This window comes from Bacillus sp. FSL R5-0576, assembly GCF_038004765.1.
Classification (GTDB): domain Bacteria; phylum Bacillota; class Bacilli; order Bacillales; family Bacillaceae; genus Bacillus; species Bacillus subtilis.
Map to the genome: position 1 here is coordinate 3,742,466 of NZ_JBBORU010000001.1, position 17,996 is coordinate 3,760,461.

Annotated in this window: 20 protein-coding genes and 2 pseudogenes; 5 read left to right on the top strand and 17 right to left on the bottom strand. The window is 44.1% G+C overall.

Features of this window, described 5'->3' with window-relative positions:
- Positions 1-108: 108 nt before the first annotated feature.
- Positions 109-1,302: a NupC/NupG family nucleoside CNT transporter gene (locus NX903_RS19190; RefSeq protein ID WP_077670885.1), complete on the top strand. Its 1,194-nt coding sequence runs from the start codon at positions 109-111 to the stop codon at positions 1,300-1,302.
- Positions 1,303-1,343: 41 nt separating this feature from the next.
- Here the strand turns inward: NX903_RS19190 and NX903_RS19195 are convergent, their stop codons facing one another.
- The 3 genes from NX903_RS19195 to NX903_RS19205 all read right to left on the bottom strand — a co-directional run bounded on the left by NX903_RS19195 (position 1,344) and on the right by NX903_RS19205 (position 4,560).
- Positions 1,344-2,015: a DUF3298 and DUF4163 domain-containing protein gene (locus tag NX903_RS19195; protein WP_024572398.1), complete on the bottom strand. Its 672-nt coding sequence runs from the start codon at positions 2,013-2,015 to the stop codon at positions 1,344-1,346.
- Between the two features lie 144 nt (positions 2,016-2,159).
- The gene (locus NX903_RS19200; protein WP_014478421.1) at positions 2,160-2,450 is read right to left on the bottom strand and encodes a hypothetical protein; all 291 of its coding nucleotides are present in this window, start codon (positions 2,448-2,450) and stop codon (positions 2,160-2,162) included.
- A 49-nt stretch (positions 2,451-2,499) separates the two neighbouring features.
- The gene (locus tag NX903_RS19205; protein WP_086344494.1) at positions 2,500-4,560 is read right to left on the bottom strand and encodes a catalase; all 2,061 of its coding nucleotides are present in this window, start codon (positions 4,558-4,560) and stop codon (positions 2,500-2,502) included.
- 200 nt (positions 4,561-4,760) lie between these two features.
- On the opposite strand from NX903_RS19205, the gene citH reads away from it, so the two are divergent.
- Complete coding sequence (gene citH / locus NX903_RS19210; RefSeq protein ID WP_003227205.1) at positions 4,761-6,041, top strand: citrate transporter CitH; 1,281 nt, start codon at positions 4,761-4,763, stop codon at positions 6,039-6,041.
- A gap of 144 nt (positions 6,042-6,185) precedes the next feature.
- Here citH and bglS read toward each other — a convergent pair whose 3' ends face one another.
- From bglS to NX903_RS19225, 3 genes are all read right to left on the bottom strand, one after another.
- Positions 6,186-6,914 carry a beta-glucanase gene (bglS, locus tag NX903_RS19215; RefSeq protein WP_024571825.1) on the bottom strand — a complete coding sequence of 243 codons (729 nt, stop codon included), beginning with the start codon at positions 6,912-6,914 and terminating at the stop codon, positions 6,186-6,188.
- Positions 6,915-7,210: 296 nt separating this feature from the next.
- Complete coding sequence (gene licT, locus NX903_RS19220) at positions 7,211-8,044, bottom strand: transcriptional antiterminator LicT (protein ID WP_003242598.1); 834 nt, start codon at positions 8,042-8,044, stop codon at positions 7,211-7,213.
- A 94-nt stretch (positions 8,045-8,138) separates the two neighbouring features.
- Entirely contained in the window at positions 8,139-8,819 is a 681-nt protein-coding gene (locus tag NX903_RS19225) for a hypothetical protein (protein ID WP_086344495.1), read from the bottom strand.
- A 206-nt stretch (positions 8,820-9,025) separates the two neighbouring features.
- Here NX903_RS19225 and NX903_RS19230 point away from each other — a divergent pair, with 206 nt between their 5' ends.
- Positions 9,026-10,312: an MFS transporter gene (locus tag NX903_RS19230; protein ID WP_086344496.1), complete on the top strand. Its 1,287-nt coding sequence runs from the start codon at positions 9,026-9,028 to the stop codon at positions 10,310-10,312.
- A gap of 18 nt (positions 10,313-10,330) precedes the next feature.
- Here the strand turns inward: NX903_RS19230 and dbpA are convergent, their stop codons facing one another.
- Both dbpA and NX903_RS19240 read right to left on the bottom strand, forming a co-directional pair.
- Positions 10,331-11,770 (bottom strand): ATP-dependent RNA helicase DbpA, encoded by a 1,440-nt coding sequence (gene dbpA, locus NX903_RS19235; RefSeq protein WP_086344497.1) that lies wholly within the window; start codon positions 11,768-11,770, stop codon positions 10,331-10,333.
- 81 nt (positions 11,771-11,851) lie between these two features.
- On the bottom strand, positions 11,852-13,000 hold the full coding sequence (locus NX903_RS19240; protein ID WP_086344498.1) for a rhamnogalacturonan acetylesterase: 1,149 nt from the start codon (positions 12,998-13,000) through the stop codon (positions 11,852-11,854).
- A 164-nt stretch (positions 13,001-13,164) separates the two neighbouring features.
- On the opposite strand from NX903_RS19240, the gene NX903_RS19245 reads away from it, so the two are divergent.
- A complete protein-coding gene (locus NX903_RS19245) occupies positions 13,165-13,506 on the top strand; it encodes a PadR family transcriptional regulator (RefSeq protein ID WP_046161026.1) in 342 nt (113 codons plus the stop codon).
- On the top strand, positions 13,503-14,024 hold the full coding sequence (locus NX903_RS19250) for a DUF2812 domain-containing protein (RefSeq protein ID WP_046161027.1): 522 nt from the start codon (positions 13,503-13,505) through the stop codon (positions 14,022-14,024). Before NX903_RS19245 ends, NX903_RS19250 begins: the two co-directional genes overlap by 4 nt.
- Positions 14,025-14,237: 213 nt before the next feature.
- Here the strand turns inward: NX903_RS19250 and NX903_RS19255 are convergent.
- The 9 genes and pseudogenes from NX903_RS19255 to NX903_RS19295 form a co-directional block, all read right to left on the bottom strand.
- Positions 14,238-14,365, bottom strand: a pseudogene (locus NX903_RS19255) (hypothetical protein); the annotation flags it as partial.
- Positions 14,366-14,382: 17 nt separating this feature from the next.
- On the bottom strand, positions 14,383-14,835 hold the full coding sequence (locus tag NX903_RS19260; RefSeq protein ID WP_086344499.1) for a hypothetical protein: 453 nt from the start codon (positions 14,833-14,835) through the stop codon (positions 14,383-14,385).
- 15 nt (positions 14,836-14,850) lie between these two features.
- Positions 14,851-15,147 carry a YxiJ family protein gene (locus NX903_RS19265; RefSeq protein WP_086344500.1) on the bottom strand — a complete coding sequence of 99 codons (297 nt, stop codon included), beginning with the start codon at positions 15,145-15,147 and terminating at the stop codon, positions 14,851-14,853.
- Between the two features lie 26 nt (positions 15,148-15,173).
- Positions 15,174-15,662 carry a DUF2716 domain-containing protein gene (locus NX903_RS19270; protein WP_086344501.1) on the bottom strand — a complete coding sequence of 163 codons (489 nt, stop codon included), beginning with the start codon at positions 15,660-15,662 and terminating at the stop codon, positions 15,174-15,176.
- Positions 15,663-15,679: 17 nt separating this feature from the next.
- Positions 15,680-16,132, bottom strand: coding sequence for a hypothetical protein (locus NX903_RS19275; protein ID WP_086344633.1), 453 nt, complete (start codon positions 16,130-16,132; stop codon positions 15,680-15,682).
- Between the two features lie 72 nt (positions 16,133-16,204).
- A pseudogene (locus NX903_RS19280) lies at positions 16,205-16,531 on the bottom strand (DNA-binding protein); the annotation flags it as partial.
- A gap of 119 nt (positions 16,532-16,650) precedes the next feature.
- Positions 16,651-17,067: a YxiG family protein gene (locus NX903_RS19285; protein WP_015714980.1), complete on the bottom strand. Its 417-nt coding sequence runs from the start codon at positions 17,065-17,067 to the stop codon at positions 16,651-16,653.
- A gap of 46 nt (positions 17,068-17,113) precedes the next feature.
- Positions 17,114-17,482, bottom strand: coding sequence for a hypothetical protein (locus NX903_RS19290; RefSeq protein WP_015714981.1), 369 nt, complete (start codon positions 17,480-17,482; stop codon positions 17,114-17,116).
- Positions 17,476-17,946 (bottom strand): YxiF family protein, encoded by a 471-nt coding sequence (locus NX903_RS19295; protein ID WP_086344634.1) that lies wholly within the window; start codon positions 17,944-17,946, stop codon positions 17,476-17,478. Before NX903_RS19295 ends, NX903_RS19290 begins: the two co-directional genes overlap by 7 nt.
- Positions 17,947-17,996 lie beyond the last annotated feature (50 nt).

Sequence of the window (17,996 nt, forward strand, 5' to 3'; positions counted from 1 at the left end):
AAGTTCTTTTCTGTTTGCTCTTATTTTTCACACTTTCTGCACTTCCAGAATTTGTGAAGGATAAGAGCTTTTTTTGTTTCCATAATAACCCTCATAGGAGTTGCTATCATGTACTTTTTACTAAACCTTGTCGGTCTCATTGTGATTATGGCAGTTGTATTCCTATGTTCTCCGCAGAAAAAGAAAATCAAGTGGCGCCCGATCATTACGTTAATTGTTCTGGAATTGCTGATTACTTGGTTTATGCTGGGAACAAAAGTCGGAAGCTGGGCCATCGGTAAAATCGGTGATTTCTTCACTTGGCTGATTGCTTGCGCCAGTGACGGTATCGCGTTTGCCTTTCCGTCAGTGATGGCGAATGAAACAGTAGACTTTTTCTTTAGTGCGCTTCTTCCAATTATCTTTATCGTCACATTCTTTGATATTTTAACGTATTTCGGCATTTTGCCTTGGCTGATTGATAAAATCGGATGGGTGATTTCAAAGGCTTCCCGCTTGCCGAAATTAGAAAGCTTTTTCTCTATTCAAATGATGTTTCTTGGAAATACCGAAGCACTTGCGGTTATCCGCCAGCAGCTAACGGTTTTAAGCAACAACCGCCTGCTCACATTCGGCTTAATGAGCATGAGCAGCATCAGCGGCTCCATTATCGGATCTTATCTTTCAATGGTGCCTGCGACATACGTGTTTACAGCCATTCCTTTGAACTGCTTAAACGCGCTGATTATCGCAAACCTGCTGAATCCTGTTCACGTGCCGGAGGATGAAGATATCATCTATACACCGCCTAAAGAAGAGAAGAAAGACTTTTTCTCTACGATTTCTAACAGTATGCTTGTCGGCATGAACATGGTTATCGTTATTTTGGCAATGGTGATCGGATATGTCGCATTAACGTCAGCAGTTAATGGCATTCTTGGCGTTTTCGTACACGGCCTGACCATCCAGACGATTTTTGCTTATCTGTTCAGTCCGTTCGCATTCCTGCTTGGATTGCCGCTGCACGATGCGATGTATGTTGCTCAGCTGATGGGCATGAAATTAGCAACGAACGAGTTTGTTGCGATGCTTGACTTGAAAAACAATCTCAAATCCCTTCCGCCTCACACCGTTGCGGTGGCGACGACATTCCTGACGTCCTTTGCAAACTTCAGTACTGTCGGCATGATTTACGGCACGTACAATTCGATCCTAGACGGAGAAAAGTCAACGGTCATCGGGAGAAACGTGTGGAAACTGCTCGTCAGCGGAATTGCGGTATCTTTATTAAGTGCTGCGATTGTCGGCCTGTTTGTGTGGTAGAAACATTGAGCCATATCCCTTTTCGGATATGGCTCTTTTCATTATTGATAAATAGAGGCTGGCACCTGCACATCCCGGATTCCCGCTGCATAAGGCCCCAAGTCATACTGGCCAAAGACGATGGCGATCCCGTTTGCCGTAAAGTAAAACATTGTGTCTTTGTTTAGGGTTATATCCTCTTTCTTAACATCAGGGAAAAACAGCTCATCGTGTTTTTTGATATAGCTATATAGGTAATCTCTCGTTTTGCTGACTTTTGTTTTGGTGTTCAGAATCTGATCCAGCGTCACCCGCTTTTGTGTTTTCAAGTCATAGTTGAAGGACTGGACAGACGTTAAACCGTGGGCGCCGCCTGAATAGATATAATTGAGTGTTTGAATGCTGAGCTTGCCTGCCGCATTGTATTTGACGCTGAAGGATGCTTGATATTCCGTTTTAAAGCCCTGCTGTTCGCCTGCTTTTTTGTTTTTCAGGTATTCCTGATACGATTGTTCAATGTAGGCTTTCAGCTCTTGATTGATTTTCTTTTCAAACGCGGCATTCCCGATGTGATGCACTTGTGGATACGTTAACTCCTTGATCTTTTTGTACGTATGGGTGCTGACAGTCGGTGTTTTCGCTTGAACTGCTTTTAAAGATGGGGCCGCATATGCAAATACGGAAAAAAGCAAGACTGCAATCCCCGCGGCTTTCAGCATTTTATTCCATTTCATACAATCTCCTCCTTTGATGTCGTTGTTTATCATTCCCTTATTTAAGCAATACACACTTTTATAGACTGATTAAATCGAAAGAAGTTTCTAGGTCTAACAGCATGATTTTTCCAATAAAAAAAGAGACACAGGATGTCTCTTTTTTTACTGTTTGCGCCCAGAAATCGCTTCATGAACGGCCTGTGCCAAATCTGTATTTCCGAACATTTCTAATACCGCAATGACAGTCTGGTCCGGAATGTGCTCTGCTTCGTGTTTTGGCACGACCAGATCGTCCATGGTTTTTTTCAAGCTTTCATTCAGCTTTTGCTGCGGATACGCTTTGGCGTACAGCTCCATCGGATCAAGATCATGGTTCACGCACCATTGGGCAAACACCAAAATCATCATATTTTCATCGCGTTCGTAAGCTTCAGCGAGCTGTTTTTCGTTCATTTGTCATGCTCCTTATGAAAAGTATCTTCCTTAAAGATACAGGAGCCGATCAAATTCGTCTATCCCAATGGCGATGAGCAGAAACCGCATCGATAAATGCCTTGCTGAAAGCGGTGTAGTCAGGTTCATCTTTAGCCGTTACGATGCCTGGCCCCTCTGTTGTCCCGACAGAGGATTGAAGAAGGTCAATTCCTTCATTTGCCGCACCGATCGCCTTGTAGTGATTGTAAGCTTCTCTGATAAACTCCATCGCTTGTTTGTTGTCTTTTAACTCCGGCCCTCCTGCGGCATAGACGGCATCATACAGAACAGAATCAACCGTCAGGAACGTGCCGCTGGCCTCAAGCTGCTGTCCGCTGCCGCTTGTCATATACCCCAGATTTTGACTGATGATATCCACTGTGATTCCTTCTTGCTTTAAGGCTTCCAGTACTGTTTGCAGCTCTTTTTCATGAAATCCGTTTCCGGCGAGTACAGCGACTTTTCTTGTTGACGCGTTTTTCACTGTACGGGCTTGGCTTAACGCAGGCGAAGTAAGAATTTCTTTAGATGCTTTACGCTTCGCGGGCGCCGCCACGCCTACTCCTTTGGCGATTTCTTCTGCTAAATCTGCATCGACATTGCTGAAGACATCAACGACCTGCCGCTGTACGTCTTTGCTTTTGACCTTCCCGACCTCGAAGCAGAAAGCAGAAATGATGTGCTGTTTCTCCACAGGAGACATGCTGTTCCAGAAAAGCTTCGCCTGTGAGTAATAATCGTTGAAGCTGTCGCTTCGCTGGCGGATTTTTTTGCCCTCGACTTTTTCCTGATAGTGGACGTAGCCGCCTTCTTCAGCTGTCGCAGGCGACGGATCATTGTTTTGCAGTGAGTTTTTATGATAAGCGACAGGTCCCTTATTGATCGTCATCCGGTGATAGCCGTCATATTGATTGTTATGGAATGGACATACCGGCCGGTTAATCGGAAGCTCATGGAAGTTCGGACCGCCAAGACGAATCAGCTGTGTATCCGTATAAGAGAAAAGTCGCCCCTGCAATAGCGGGTCATTTGTAAAATCGATGCCCGGCACGACATTTCCCGGGTGGAATGCGACTTGTTCTGTTTCCGCAAACACATTATCCTGGTTGCGGTTCAGCGTCATTTTCCCAATAATCTTCACCGGCACAAGCTCTTCCGGCCACAGCTTAGTCGGATCAAGAATATCAAAATCAAACTTGAATTCATCTTCCTCATCAATCATCTGCACGCCGAGCTCGTATTCAACCTTGCCGCCGTTTTCAATTGTTTCCCACAGGTCACGGCGATGGAAATCCGGATCTTTCCCGGCAATTTTCTGCGCTTCATCCCATACGAGAGAATGCACGCCGAGCACCGGCTTCCAGTGAAATTTCACGAAACGTGCCTTTCCTTGTTCATTGACAAAACGGAACGTGTGAACGCCGAAGCCTTCCATCATTCTGTAGCTGCGCGGGATGCCTCTGTCTGACATCGTCCACATCACCATGTGAGCCGACTCAGGGTTATTGGCGACAAAATCCCAAAACGTATCGTGAGCAGTCGCTGCCTGAGGCATTTCATTGTGAGGTTCAGGCTTAAAAGCATGAACCAAATCCGGAAATTTGATTGCGTCTTGAATGAAAAACACCGGAATGTTATTTCCCACAAGGTCATAGTTTCCTTCTTCAGTATAAAATTTTGTCGCAAAGCCTCTGGCATCCCGCACCGTGTCTGCGGAGCCTTTAGAACCCGCAACCGTAGAAAAACGGACAAATACCGGTGTCTTCACCGAAGGGTCCTGAAGAAATTTGGCCCGTGTGTATTCCGTCATTGGTTCGTAAACCTGAAAAAAGCCATGCACGCCAAATCCGCGTGCATGCACAACGCGCTCCGGAATCCTCTCATGGTCAAAGTGCGTCATTTTCTCCCGGAAATGAAAATCCTCCATCAGCGTCGGGCCGCGAACCCCGGCTTTTAACGAGTGCTCATCCTCTGACACTCGCAAGCCTTGGTTTGTCGTCATTTTCTTCCCGCTGTTATCGGTCCTGTACTGCTCAAGCTGCTCGTCCTTTGAGTGTTCATTTACACGTTTGTTTTGGTCATCACTCATGTCTGCTCCCCCTTTTTAAAACGAAACATTCTACAGCACATTTACCCGTGGCGTTCTTCATATAAACTGCTAATCCGCTCATTAGGATTTTTGGTCTACATATAAATATGCGGTCATACACATTTGAAATAAGCCTTCTTCACAGAAAGAAAGGATGGAAGCGCTTACTAAAAAAGCTGTTGAATAGGGGAGGTCATATCATGCTTGCCATACTCGGTTTTGTGATGATGATTGTCTTTATGTACCTTATTATGTCTAACCGGCTTTCCGCTCTTATTGCTTTGATTGTCGTTCCTATTGTGTTTGCCCTGATCAGCGGATTTGGCAAAGATCTCGGCGAGATGATGATTCAGGGCGTTACAGACCTCGCCCCTACCGGTATCATGCTGTTATTCGCCATCCTGTATTTCGGCATTATGATTGACTCAGGTCTGTTTGATCCTCTCATTGCCAAAATCTTATCGTTTGTCAAAGGAGATCCGTTAAAAATCGCCGTAGGCACAGCGGTTCTGACAATGACCATTTCGCTGGACGGAGATGGGACAACAACCTATATGATTACCATTGCAGCGATGCTGCCTCTTTACAAACGGCTCGGCATGAACCGTTTGGTGTTAGCGGGAATAGCGATGCTCGGTTCGGGGGTTATGAATATTATCCCGTGGGGCGGGCCGACTGCGAGGGTTTTGGCTTCCTTAAAATTGGACACGTCAGAGGTCTTTACGCCCCTGATTCCTGCTATGATCGCCGGCATTCTCTGGGTGATCGCCGTTGCTTATATCCTCGGAAAGAAAGAGCGGAAGCGGCTCGGCGTCATTTCGATTGATCACGCACCGTCTTCCGATCCGGAGGCCGCGCCGCTCAAGCGTCCCGCTCTTCAATGGTTTAACCTGCTGCTGACTGTCGCTCTGATGGCCGCACTGATCACCAGCCTGCTGCCGCTCCCTGTTCTTTTTATGACTGCGTTCGCCGTCGCCTTGATGGTCAACTATCCAAATGTCAAAGAGCAGCAGAAACGAATCTCGGCGCATGCGGGTAATGCGTTAAACGTTGTCTCAATGGTGTTCGCGGCAGGGATATTCACAGGCATTCTCTCCGGCACAAAAATGGTGGATGCCATGGCGCATTCTCTCGTTTCACTCATCCCTGATGCCATGGGCCCGCACCTGCCGTTGATCACTGCGATCGTCAGCATGCCCTTCACCTTTTTCATGTCGAATGACGCCTTTTACTTCGGTGTCCTTCCCATCATCGCCGAAGCCGCTTCCGCTTACGGAATAGACGCCGCTGAAATCGGGAGGGCCTCCTTGCTGGGGCAGCCTGTGCATCTGCTCAGCCCACTTGTGCCTTCCACCTATCTATTGGTAGGAATGGCAGGCGTCAGCTTTGGCGACCATCAAAAATTCACTATTAAATGGGCCGTGGGAACAACGATTGTGATGACCATTGCGGCGCTTTTGATTGGGATTATTTCTTTCTAAATGTATGAGCTTGATCGTAGCATTGAGTACAGAGGGGAGAAGATCAAATAGGATATTATGAGTGAATAGAAGATTCATGCCAACAACTCCTCATTACAATCATAAGAGCCTGCTATATTGCAGCAGGCTCTTTCACATTTGGCATTATTTTTTTGTATAGCGCACCCAGTCATAATGAGCGTATAGCGGATTTACACCATTGTAGGAGCCAAGCCATTCATCGACACCCGTGCCATTCCACAAGTTCATCATGATCTTTCCAGGTGTTGTCGGAATTTGGTTTGTTGCAGTATGTTTTAATTGCCCGTCGACATACCATTTAATAGAGTTTGGCTGCCAATCGAATGCATACGTATGATAGGCATTGGCTGCATCAAACCCGAGATCAACAATCTTCTCATGGTTTCCTGCACCATTTGTATAATAGTTAAATTGAACCTTCGTTGTGTCTTTTCCTAAAAATTCGATATCAATCTCATCCCAAGGAGTTCCATCTGTTGGACCTGTGTAAGTGAAGAACGATGAAACGATCCCTGTGTTTTTAGCTGGTTTCATTCTGACTTCATAAAGTCCATAGCCATATGTTTGAACAGAACGGTTTTCCCCGCAGTCAAACTTGTTATAAGCTGGGCTTGTTAGCGCTAAACGCATTTCACCCAATGACGTCATTGATACGTTATTAGCCCGCCACGTGCAGTTGAACATATTTCCATTCGAATAACCATCTGCTTTTTGCCAAAAACCGGAGTTATAGCCGTTAAAAGGGTCAAAAAACGATCCACCTGTTTGAGCCGAGGCAGTAGAAGTGACTGCAAACAAACTCATAAACAATCCAGTGACAAGAAGCAGCAACACTCGTTTCAGATAAGGCATATTGGCATTCCCCTTTCATTGAAAGCGTTTTCTATGTTGATCTTACATGATTCTTTTAAAAGGGAACATCGGTCAAAATAATGATAATACCGAATCTTACTTACTTGAATCCTGTAACTATCATCATCTTCCCTCTGAAAAAAATAAAAACCTAAATTACCATCAGCACAGACAGAGATGATCCGCACTCATTGTAATTTAGGTTTTGCCTGCTTTATCAGTAACAATCCTAACATTATCATATGGAAATGTAAGAAAAAAACGAACACACGAAAATAAAAATGTCAGCGCTCTCATTATGCTTGTTTAACTACCCTTTCTATGTGAATGGTTAAATACAGCAGCTCGTCACTTGTGAGCTTGTGCTCATACTCCCGCTCAATGTAGGTTTGGATTTTCTTCGTGCATTCATACGCGCGATGATACTTTTCTTTCACTGTATCCAGCAAAAAATCGTCCTGGCTTTCCATGTGAGTGCCGTTAAAAAGACGCTGCGCGAAAAACTTTAAGTGGGTGACGAACCGATAATAGTGAAGCGATTCTTCGTTGAATTCAATCTTAAAATGGTATTTTACAATACTCAAAATCTCTTGCATGACTTTTGTAATGTTGATAATATTGGGCATCTCTTCATTCAGCTCGGCATTTACAATATGCAGAGCAATAAAGCCCGCTTCATCCTCTGGCAGAGACACACCAGTCTTGTTTTTCACCATGACCAACGCTTCTTTGCCGATCGCAAATTCGTCTTTGTACAGCCGTTTTGTTTCCCACAGCAAGGCGTTTTTGATATCAAGCCCTTTCTGGTTGCGCTGGATGGCAAAGTTAATATGGTCGGTCAGCGACACATAGATGCTGTCGTTGAGCTTTTTGCCGAGCTGTAATTTTGCGTAGCTGATAATCTCTTCGGATACTTCCATACACTCGATCGGTATATCATACAAAAGGGTTTTGAACTTTTCTGATACATCCTTGTTATCGAGCGTGAACACTTTCTCAATGCGGGCTTCATCGACATCATCGCCGGACTTTTTCTGAAACGCGAGCCCCCTGCCCATGACGACCAATTCTTTCCCTTGTTCATTGACCACGCTGATCACATTATTGTTGATCACCTTCGCAATTTTCATGACATGTCCCTCCAATCAACTAAGAACAGACTATATCTTGATTGTACATTCTTTTTGTACTAGGTCAATATCATCAGGGAAAGACGGAAGCTGGTCAGTACAATTCACTCCGTACCTGCTGCCCGGGCTGTTTTTGAAGCAGCGCCTCCAGATGGCGTTCAAATGATGCCTTGTCAGCTTTCTGCTTTTTGACAATGCTGTTCATGATTTTGACGCTTTCGGCGCTGTATTGTGTATATTGTTTTTTCAGCTGATCCAGCTGCTGTCTTGTCTTCTTCGCGTTTTTCGGTGTGACTTGGCCGATGAGTTTGATCATATTGTCTGCGTTCTCAAAAAAAGCGGCTCTATTTTCTGTCAGCTGCTGAATTTCGATGCGGCTCATGTCTTGATTACGCGTTTTTTGAAGCAAGGCGACCGCCTCGCTGTTTTGTTTTTTGAGCGATTTGTTCTCAAGCTTAATCGATTCGAGATTCTCCTTCGCAATGTCTGCTTCTTCTTCAGTCATGCTGCTTCGCACGAAGTATTCTGGATTGCCGATTCCATAATCAAATGCTTCGCTCACTTGTATCATGGAACTGAACACAATGGCCAGCTGCCTGTCGCTTGCGAAGGCTTGGAAATCCTGCTTTTTCTTGCTGCTCATCGGTTTGGCTGCGGTTTGTTTTACTGTCTTTTGATCACAGTCTGCGAATATCTGAGCCTCACCTTCACTTTCGCATGCGCTCATCACAAGAACTGTGACCAGCAGGCTTATACACAAGCCTATTCGCCTCATGCTCTGTCTCCTCTCTGCTGAATCCCTTCTGGAAAATACCATAAAATATAGTTAAATGGTACCAGATGCACCTAACCCCAGCAATAAATCAAAAGTATGATTTGAAGCGAAAAAACATAAATATTTTGTAAAAATTGACGTGCATTCCATTCTTTTCAGGCCCATTTTTCGTACAATAGAAGTATCGTTACCGGAGAGGGGCTCTGATGATGAAACGTTTTACGAAACAAGAAAACAGCTGGGTATTATATGACTGGGCAAATTCTGCTTACTCAATTGTCGTGACCACCGCGGTATTTCCGTTATTTTATAAATCAGCAGCTGCGGAAAGCGGTGTCAGCGCCGCTCAATCGACTGCCTATCTGGGCTATACCATTGCGATTTCAACGTTTATTCTTGCGATGCTCGGCCCTATTTTAGGCACAATCGCCGACTATGAAGGGTGCAAGAAAAAGTTCTTCGGTTTCTTTGTGTCAGCCGGTGTCGCCAGCACCGCGATGCTCGCCTTTATCCCTAGTGAACATTGGCTGCTATTGTTGCTGTTTTATACGATATCGGCTATCGGTTTTTCCGGCGCCAATGTGTTTTATGATGCCTTTCTCGTTGACGTCACGCCTGAGAAGCGGATGAATCTCGTCTCAGCACGGGGTTTTGGCTTAGGATACATTGGAAGCACGATTCCATTTATCATCAGTATTGCTGTCATCCTGCTCGCACAAGCAGAGACTATTCCAGTGTCTGTACCGGCCGCAAGCCAGCTGTCCTTTTTCATAACAGCTGCCTGGTGGGGGCTGTTCACCATCCCAATGATTAAACATGTCCATCAACGCTATTACATCAAAAAAGAACCTCATATTGTCATCAACAGCTTTAAGCGGCTCGGCCAAACGATGAAACGGATCAGGCAATACCGGGCACTTTTCCTCTTCTTGCTCGCTTATTTCTTTTATATCGACGGAGTCGGCACGATTATTACGATGTCGACATCCTATGGATCAGATTTAGGGATCGGCTCCTCAAGCCTTCTGATCATCCTATTTGTCACCCAGGTAGTCGCCGCGCCGTTTTCGATTATATACGGAAAACTGGCAGAACGCTTCACGGGGAAGACCATGCTGTACGTCGGGATCGTCATTTATATGATCGTCTGCGTGTATGCCTATTTTATGGAGACAACGCTTGATTTCTGGATACTGGCTATGCTTGTCGCCACCTCGCAAGGCGGTATTCAAGCCCTAAGCCGTTCCTATTTCGCCAAGCTTGTGCCAAAGCGCCACGCCAATGAATTCTTCGGTTTTTACAACATTTTCGGAAAATTCGCCTCAATTATGGGGCCGCTGCTCATTGCCGTGACCGCCCAGCTGACCGGGAAATCCTCGACTGCGGTGTTCAGTCTGATCATTCTGTTTGTAATTGGTATTGTGATTCTTGCCTTTGTTCCGGAGGAGACCAGCGCCAATGTCAGCCAGCAGCAAAATGACCTGCCCCTTTAACTGGGAGCAGGTCATTCATCATTTATTCGCTTTATTCACCTTCAGCATTTTCCCTTTGACGGTTGTGTTCTTCATCACTTTGAGAACATGAGGGCCTTTACCATTTAAAATCTCAACGTATGAGGCATTATCCATGATCGTAATGATGCCGATGTCGTCAGCTGACACACCGTCAATTTTTGCAATCGTTCCTACAAAATCAACGGCTCTGATTTTCTTTTTCTTTCCGCCGTTAAAATACAGCTTCATAATGTCTTTATTCAGCTCTTCGCTTTTGTCTTTTTTGCTTTCCGGACGGTCATTCATTTTAGCTAGAAATTCTGGTTTCTTCCTTGCCACTTCCTCTTGAGAAGGGGCTTCTATTTTTTGAATCTCAAATCCGATATATTCTTCAATGTCGGCTAAAAACCGTTTTTCGAAGGCCGTGACAAACGAAATGGCCTTTCCTTTGTTCCCTGCGCGTCCCGTTCGGCCCGTGCGGTGGACATAGCTTTCCTTTTCAAGCGGCAGATCATAGTTGATGACAAGGGAGATATTTTCAATATCAATCCCGCGCGCGGCGACATCCGTCGCGACTAAGTAACGGTACTCGCCACGTTTAAATTCATTCATGACGTCGAATCGGTCTTCCTGAATCATTCCGCCGTGAATTTTATCGCATGGATATCCTAAGTCATCCAATTCATCGGTCAGCTGATTGACGTGCTCCTTCGTTCGGCAGAAAATGATGCAGCTGTCGGGATTCTCCGTCATCAGCACATCTTTCAGCAATGAAAATTTATGCTCTTCTCTTACTTGAATCACCGCATGTTCAATATTTCTTGTGGTAAGCCCGGCCGCTTTGATTTCGATATGCTCGGGGTTTTGCATATATTGACGGCTCAGCTTCTCGATATCCTGCGGAAGCGTCGCCGAAAACAGCATCGTCGTACGCTCAGTCGGAAGATGCTTGATAATCGCCTCCACCTGCTCAATGAAGCCCATATTCAGCATCTCATCCGCTTCATCAATGACCAAATAAGAGAGACGATCCAACGGCAGCGTGCCTTTTTCGATATGATCCAGAACACGTCCCGGCGTACCGACAACAATGTGGCTTTTTTGCTTAAGCTCAGCTTTTTGTTTATCAAAGGAGGATTTTCCAAATACTGCTGTCGCTTTGATCCGTTTAAATCGTCCGATGTTCGTGATATCTTCCTTTACTTGCACCGCAAGCTCACGGGTTGGAGTTAAAATAAGCGCCTGCGGCTTGTTTTCATCCCAATCCGCCAGCTCACAGAGAGGAATTCCGAACGAAGCCGTTTTCCCGCTTCCCGTCTGTGATTTGACGACAAGATCCTTTCGTTCAAGGGCAGCGGGGATCACGCTCTGCTGCACCTTGGTCGGTTCTGTATATCCCAGTCCTTCCAATGCTCGTAAAATGTCATGACTGATTTGATAGTTTTTAAAATGACTCATGTATAAACTCCTGTCTCTTGCAGATGTTCTCATTATACTCTAATTGACGAAGGCATATGTGTTTTGTCGAAAAATGATGTATTAAAAGCCATCGATTCCCTGGCGTTTTAGCTCCTGAACAGCCAATCGCGCCAGTGCGTCAGCCCCCGCGCGGTTCGGATGCAGCGTATCTCCATCCATATAAAGCCCGAGTGTTCTTTCCGGACCGATCGATGTAAAGTATGCAGAGCTGAGGACATTTAAGTCAATGAGATGTGTTTTTTCCTCTTCGGCCAAAGCCAAAATAGAGGCCCTGTACCATCTGTTTACAGACGAATGGATGCCTTCAGAAGTAAAATCGGTTGCCCGGCCCTGAGGCGTTGATAGGATGACGTCCGCTCCTTTCGCTTTCACCTGGCGGATCATATCACGCATCATCTCTTTAAACTCCGCTTCAGATTCATTATGCTTCGGATTTGTGTCATTAATGCCGAGCTGCAAGATAAAATAATCCCCCGGCTTGATGTACTTCAGGATCGCCTCAAGCTGTCCATCATTTCTGAACCCTCTCGCGATCTGTCCGCCAGACGCCATGTTTCTCACTTGAAAGGTATGTTTATCGATATAGTGAGGCAGCATCTGCCCCCAGCCCGCCTGCTTGCTGCTGTTGAGCGGATAATAATTGCACACCGTCGAGTCGCCGCCGACATAAATGGTTCGATTCGTCACCGGCTGATCAGACAATTTCTTTATTTTCAAGGCGCTGAGCGTAAAAGCGGTGCCAGCTTTCCCCTCTGTCACCAGCAGATTCAGCTGCCCGTCGGTGACAGGAATTTGGAACGTATCCTCCGCGCCATCCCCTGTCATATTAATGACCTGAAACACACCCTCCGCCGTAACACTGGCCCTTGCCGTATTACCAAGCGTCACCTTCACCTCATAAAGACCATTCGGGAGATCCACATTAAACGTGTTATTGCTTTTCGTCCCATACGCTAAAAACTGAACCGCATCCCTTTTCACACCAGTCCCGGATGCCGCCACATCCCTCATATTCTCCGGTGTTTGAAAACCGTAGCCCTTTGACCGGTCATACCGATCAGACGCCCTGACACCAATATAATCAGGCTCCACTGAACCGCTTCCAAAGTCAAACTGATACACCTTCGGCTCCGCTGCCTTCACACTCTCATTCCCGCCAAAACACAGCATCAGCATCATCACAAAAACCGCTGCCATCCATTTTTTCATCAAGACTCCCCCTCTATGAAAACGCATACATTAATGCATACTCGGTGATTGTTTCTTTATGATGACTGAATGAAGAAAAAAATTGCGTTGACAAACAAAAAGGAAGATTTTATTATATCAATAGATGATATATCATTTGTTGATATAGGAAATGAGGTGAACACTTGCCAAAGCAACGTCCGCAGGAAATGGATCAGCTTACCGATCCAGCCTATTATATTGTCTTAACATTGCTGGAGCCAAAACACGGATATTCGATCATGCAGGAGATTGAGGACATGACCGATGACTCCTTCACGATCGGCCCGGCTACCTTATATACATTGTTAAAGAAATTACTGCAAGAAGAGATCATTGAGCTAGTCAACAATGACAATCCGCGCCGCAAAGTGTACCAAACTACCTTGCACGGCCAAGAACTACTCAAAAAAGAAATTCAGCGCAGAAAAGTGATGGCTGAACACGGCGAACGCGCTTTTCAGCAATTGAAAGGGGATTCATCATGAAACAGAAAAAATATATGATGTCCGAAGGCTTGGCTTTTTCAGAAGAAAAAGATATGAAGAAACTCAGTGATATGGCCAGCAAAGGCTGGTTGCTCGATTCATTTGCGGTTATGGGGTATAAGCTTAGAAAAGCTGAGCCGCAGAAATTGATCTACAGTATTGATTATCATGATATTGAGGAAGAAAGTTTGGCGGAATACACTGAGATGTTTGAAGCGGCCGGATGGGAGCGTGTTTGCTCTTCACAAGGTATGCATATCTTTTCGGCTGAGCCCGGGACTTCACCGATATACAGTGATCAATCTACCATGAGAGAGAAATATAAAAGAAGCGAAAAAGACGTTCGAAACGTCACCTGCACCTTGAGTTTCCTGACTCTCTTGTCCATTACACTCCATTATGTAACCGGATTATCAAATTGGGTGCCTTTGTTTTTTCTGATTGTGACTATCCCGTTTCTCGTGACATATGCGGCAACAAAAGCAAGAACGCTTGGAAAGTGGGGAAAATCAGTGTGACTTCTTGTCACACTTGATTAGATCCCACCCTCCGCAATAGAAACTCATCTGGCCTTCTTGATCATACACATAATAACGGAGTCTTTCCCATTGATCGTCAGTCGGTTCAATCTCCAACTCAACCGCATCGATGGATTCAAGGTCATCCAGCTTTGATGCACTAATGTTTTCAAACCGCAAATGAATGTCACAGGTTTGAGCTGATAGTTTTAATTCAAACACAGGAATATGAATATAACGATCATCTTCTTTCATATAGAAAGAAAACTCGTTTAATGTAAATGGACCGTATCCGCATCAGAAAGATGTTTTTTCATTTTCTCGTATTGTGTGATATTCAAATGAATTCCTCCTATTCTTAGTTACTGCCAACCATATAGATGTCTACAGCATCGTATTCAAACCACATGATCCGTTCGCCTGAGTCCGTTAGGCACTGGAGCTTCCCTTCTGAAAAATAGTTTTTATCCGGTTGAGGATCAGTGATCAGAAAAACATCATCATTGATGGAAGCTAACAGAAATAGAAAACCTGCAATATCCCGGTCTGCTTCATGTACTACGCATTGGAAATGAAATTGCCTTTTCGCCAGCTTCGTCACCTTGTAAGCATGACCTTCAAAATACTCGGACAGGTCTTCTATAAATGAACCAGTCGTTATTACCTGTATCATGATTCGATCGTAGGCAAGCCCTTCCCAAAAACGATAAAATGACTCTGCATCTTCAAGTTCGCATGACATAACGGTTTGGTCAGGCTTAAGCTCGATCATGTCCAAATTGCCAATACTGCTTATAGAGGTTATTTCCATAAAATCTTCCCCTTATCAGTTGGATAGCGCAACGCAAATCTCTTGTCTGACTTGTTCATACAATATTATGTGACAATACAAATCGGTATCGTTTTTAATCATAGCCGTCGAGATTTCAGGATACAGCTCAAAAAAGCTTTTCTCCAACGAACGCCGCTGATGCCTGGGCATCCTTTTATTCGCCAGCACATAATCCAAACTGCCAGCAACAAGCATAAAAAACTCATAGATTTCTTCTTCAAAGCCGTACAATTCATCAGGATACGGCGTTTCTTCAAGCTCTCGCTGTCTTTTTTTCAGCTTTTGAAGCACGTTGATCCTCTCCCTCCACAACAAACTCATTTATCTTGAAATAGGATAGGCGGATCATTATCTATCGCTTCCAACAGCTCTTCACCAAACACAGTGATTGTCAATTTCCACGGGTCTCCCAAGAGTCCCCAAGAGAAGTCCTGATGAAAAAAGAAATAATAGTCTCCATTTGGAAATACGGGAACAGGCCATTCTCCAAATTCATCCTGAGGCATTGTCTGATGAGGGCTAAAGATATATCCGTCATGCTGCCAGTCTAATGCGTACATCACATCGTGTTTTCCACTACATGATTGAAATGCTTTTAAAATCGAAGTCTCTAAATCATTCAGCACTCTGACCACATCATCATTACTGGCTTTACCGCTCATCCCGCTAGAAATGTCAAACACTTGATATGGATCAGGCGGGATGATGTGATGACATCTGCTTCCGGGTTTCCATTTTATGATCTTGTTCACTTCTGACCAGATGCGGTCTTGTTTTGTCTGACTTAAAGCGCGCCAATTCATCATAATCTCATCCCTACACCTTATTGGATATCCTGCTTATAAACACCAGATGAGGTCACTGCGTAAACAGCGTTACTTGTCAGTTTCAGCTGTTGAACATCTAGGGCTGCACCATTCGAATCACAGCATGTTATCTCTTCCATCTCTTGACTCACATCGGCAGAAATCAAATAAAGAGACGACTTAAGGTCTGCACTGTAACAATTGAACGTCCCAACCAAAAAACCTTCTTCGGATATCGCGAGCTGATCAAATGCTTCTGAGTCCGGCTCTTTATCCGACAGAATCCACACTCGTCTCACGACCGTTTCATCAAATGCGGCAATGACTGCGTCTCCGTAATACAGCATATAAATCAAGCCGTTTTTTTCTGCAAGTCCATAACAATCATCTACAGCCGGCGCATCCATTTCTTCGAGCTTTCTATCAATGTGTATTTCCTTCTGCTGACCATCCAAAGTAAAACACCACACACTATGGCCGTCAGGATTTTCATCATCATAAATGCCTTCATCATTTAAACCGACCCAAAGGTTTTGTTTCTCATCCAAAAGACAGCAGGAAACCCCTGAAGGCAAGTGAAAAGCACTTTTCACCCTTCCCTCTTCTGAAAAAACCTTTACCTTCGGCTCATACGATTCGTAATAAACGAAGACATAGCCATCTGCACATTGTTGGAAGAGCTGAATATCGCTATATGCAATCTGCTCTTTCACTTTAAAAACCCGAATATCACCGGAAGGATCATAGATTGAGATGGTCACATCACCTTTCACACCTTTTCCAATGTAGACACGCCCCAGTGGATCAGCATGGAAAAAACAATCTTGGGTGTCCATGTTGATAATTTTATTCATTTTTAATTTTTTCATTTGTTATGCTCCCAGTTTAGAAATGAAGTGATAATTAAGCATTTATTAGCTATTAGTAACGGACAGCCTAGTTTCATTAATCGTTTTGATATAAAGCTACTTTCCAATTCAGTCTTAAATCATTTAGTGTTTAATTGGTATGCATAAAACGATTGATCATCAAAGCGAACTGTTTCAGCTTCTATAGCAATCAGCATTCTGTTCATGTCAATAAGAAAGTTAGCATTTGATTGATACTCCGGAATTATAGAATTTGATAGATTCCCGATTCCTTCTGGATGATAACTCATCTCAAATACTTGCCAATTGTATTCTTCCGGATCTATTTTTTCCAATCTCATGTCGCCAACATCTGCACTATAATAAGCGGATGCCACATTTTGAAATAATATTTTATGGGTATATTCAGCTTCACTTTCAAAAACCTTTATATTAAGTGAGAGCTCTTTTTTAAACACATTAAAATCTAAATAAAGGACACTGCACCCCTCATCAATGTAATCAACCCATTCACTAATTGTTTTGTACATTGTCATCTCCTGCCTCTTTTTTAATCAATAACACCTTACCACCAAACACAAATTACTCCATATATTGTTTGATCCAATCATTCAAATCATCTGTTGAATGTAAATAAGTTTCAGGAGAATCTTTCAAATCAATCCCACTTAGAAGGATTAACATACTCCAGACTCTATCATCTTCTACTTCGGGGTCATCCGCATGAACATAAGTTCCAGCCCAATCCGACACTTCTTCTCTTGTTGTTTGTCCATTTAAGACACTTTTGATTTTATTTATGCATTCTATTAGCTTTGGCTCGCTCAATTTGATCACCACGTATTCAAGTACTAAATGATTTGTTATTAGTATGCAAAGCACCGTACTGATATTTAGATATTGAAGCTTTTTCCGTAAAAGATATGTTCCAAAAGGTTTCCAATCTACCAATAAACAAGCTCACATCCGTATTCCGTGTGCAATATACATAAACCAAACTGGCACTTAGGCTCAACCAAAATAAAACTATGATTGAGAATCCCTTCATCGAACTCAATACACTCCAATAAGCAGTCAAGGTGCTCGAGACATTTTCCAAAAGAACAAACTAACGCACCAATTTCGCTGCTGTATTGATGAAACAGCAGAACGTCCCGGTCATCGTAAGCAACATATGACTGAGATATTTTCCAGATCAGCTGTTTCGCTTCCTTTTTTTCGAGGGCATCAACCTCACGGGTGTTGGCTGGTATTGAATTTGATAAAACCAGCTCAAGCAATTGCCTGCTTTGCGCCAGATCAGCAAAACGATAAGTGAAGCCTCTTTCTGCACAAGGGACTAGTTTTTCTTTGATTTCGCTCATCAATAAACGTCTTTTATTCTCGGCGAGTTTTTCGATCAATCTTTTTTGCATGAGCCGCATTCCCTCCGCTGTCAATTTCTCAACTTCTTTTAAATTGATTC

Coding starts and splice junctions, on each gene's coding strand:
- NX903_RS19225 (WP_086344495.1), bottom strand. CDS start 8,819: ATGAGGCGAATAGGCTTGTGTATAAGCCTGCTGGTCACAGTTCTTGTG.
- NX903_RS19195 (WP_024572398.1), bottom strand. CDS start 2,015: ATGAAATGGAATAAAATGCTGAAAGCCGCGGGGATTGCAGTCTTGCTT.
- licT (WP_003242598.1), bottom strand. CDS start 8,044: ATGAAAATTGCGAAGGTGATCAACAATAATGTGATCAGCGTGGTCAAT.
- bglS (WP_024571825.1), bottom strand. CDS start 6,914: ATGCCTTATCTGAAACGAGTGTTGCTGCTTCTTGTCACTGGATTGTTT.
- NX903_RS19260 (WP_086344499.1), bottom strand. CDS start 14,835: ATGGAAATAACCTCTATAAGCAGTATTGGCAATTTGGACATGATCGAG.
- dbpA (WP_086344497.1), bottom strand. CDS start 11,770: ATGAGTCATTTTAAAAACTATCAAATCAGTCATGACATTTTACGAGCA.
- NX903_RS19270 (WP_086344501.1), bottom strand. CDS start 15,662: ATGATGAATTGGCGCGCTTTAAGTCAGACAAAACAAGACCGCATCTGG.
- NX903_RS19295 (WP_086344634.1), bottom strand. CDS start 17,946: ATGCAAAAAAGATTGATCGAAAAACTCGCCGAGAATAAAAGACGTTTA.
- NX903_RS19250 (WP_046161027.1), top strand. CDS start 13,503: ATGAAACAGAAAAAATATATGATGTCCGAAGGCTTGGCTTTTTCAGAA.
- citH (WP_003227205.1), top strand. CDS start 4,761: ATGCTTGCCATACTCGGTTTTGTGATGATGATTGTCTTTATGTACCTT.
- NX903_RS19285 (WP_015714980.1), bottom strand. CDS start 17,067: ATGACAATGTACAAAACAATTAGTGAATGGGTTGATTACATTGATGAG.
- NX903_RS19205 (WP_086344494.1), bottom strand. CDS start 4,560: ATGAGTGATGACCAAAACAAACGTGTAAATGAACACTCAAAGGACGAG.
- NX903_RS19190 (WP_077670885.1), top strand. CDS start 109: ATGTACTTTTTACTAAACCTTGTCGGTCTCATTGTGATTATGGCAGTT.
- NX903_RS19200 (WP_014478421.1), bottom strand. CDS start 2,450: ATGAACGAAAAACAGCTCGCTGAAGCTTACGAACGCGATGAAAATATG.
- NX903_RS19230 (WP_086344496.1), top strand. CDS start 9,026: ATGATGAAACGTTTTACGAAACAAGAAAACAGCTGGGTATTATATGAC.
- NX903_RS19240 (WP_086344498.1), bottom strand. CDS start 13,000: ATGAAAAAATGGATGGCAGCGGTTTTTGTGATGATGCTGATGCTGTGT.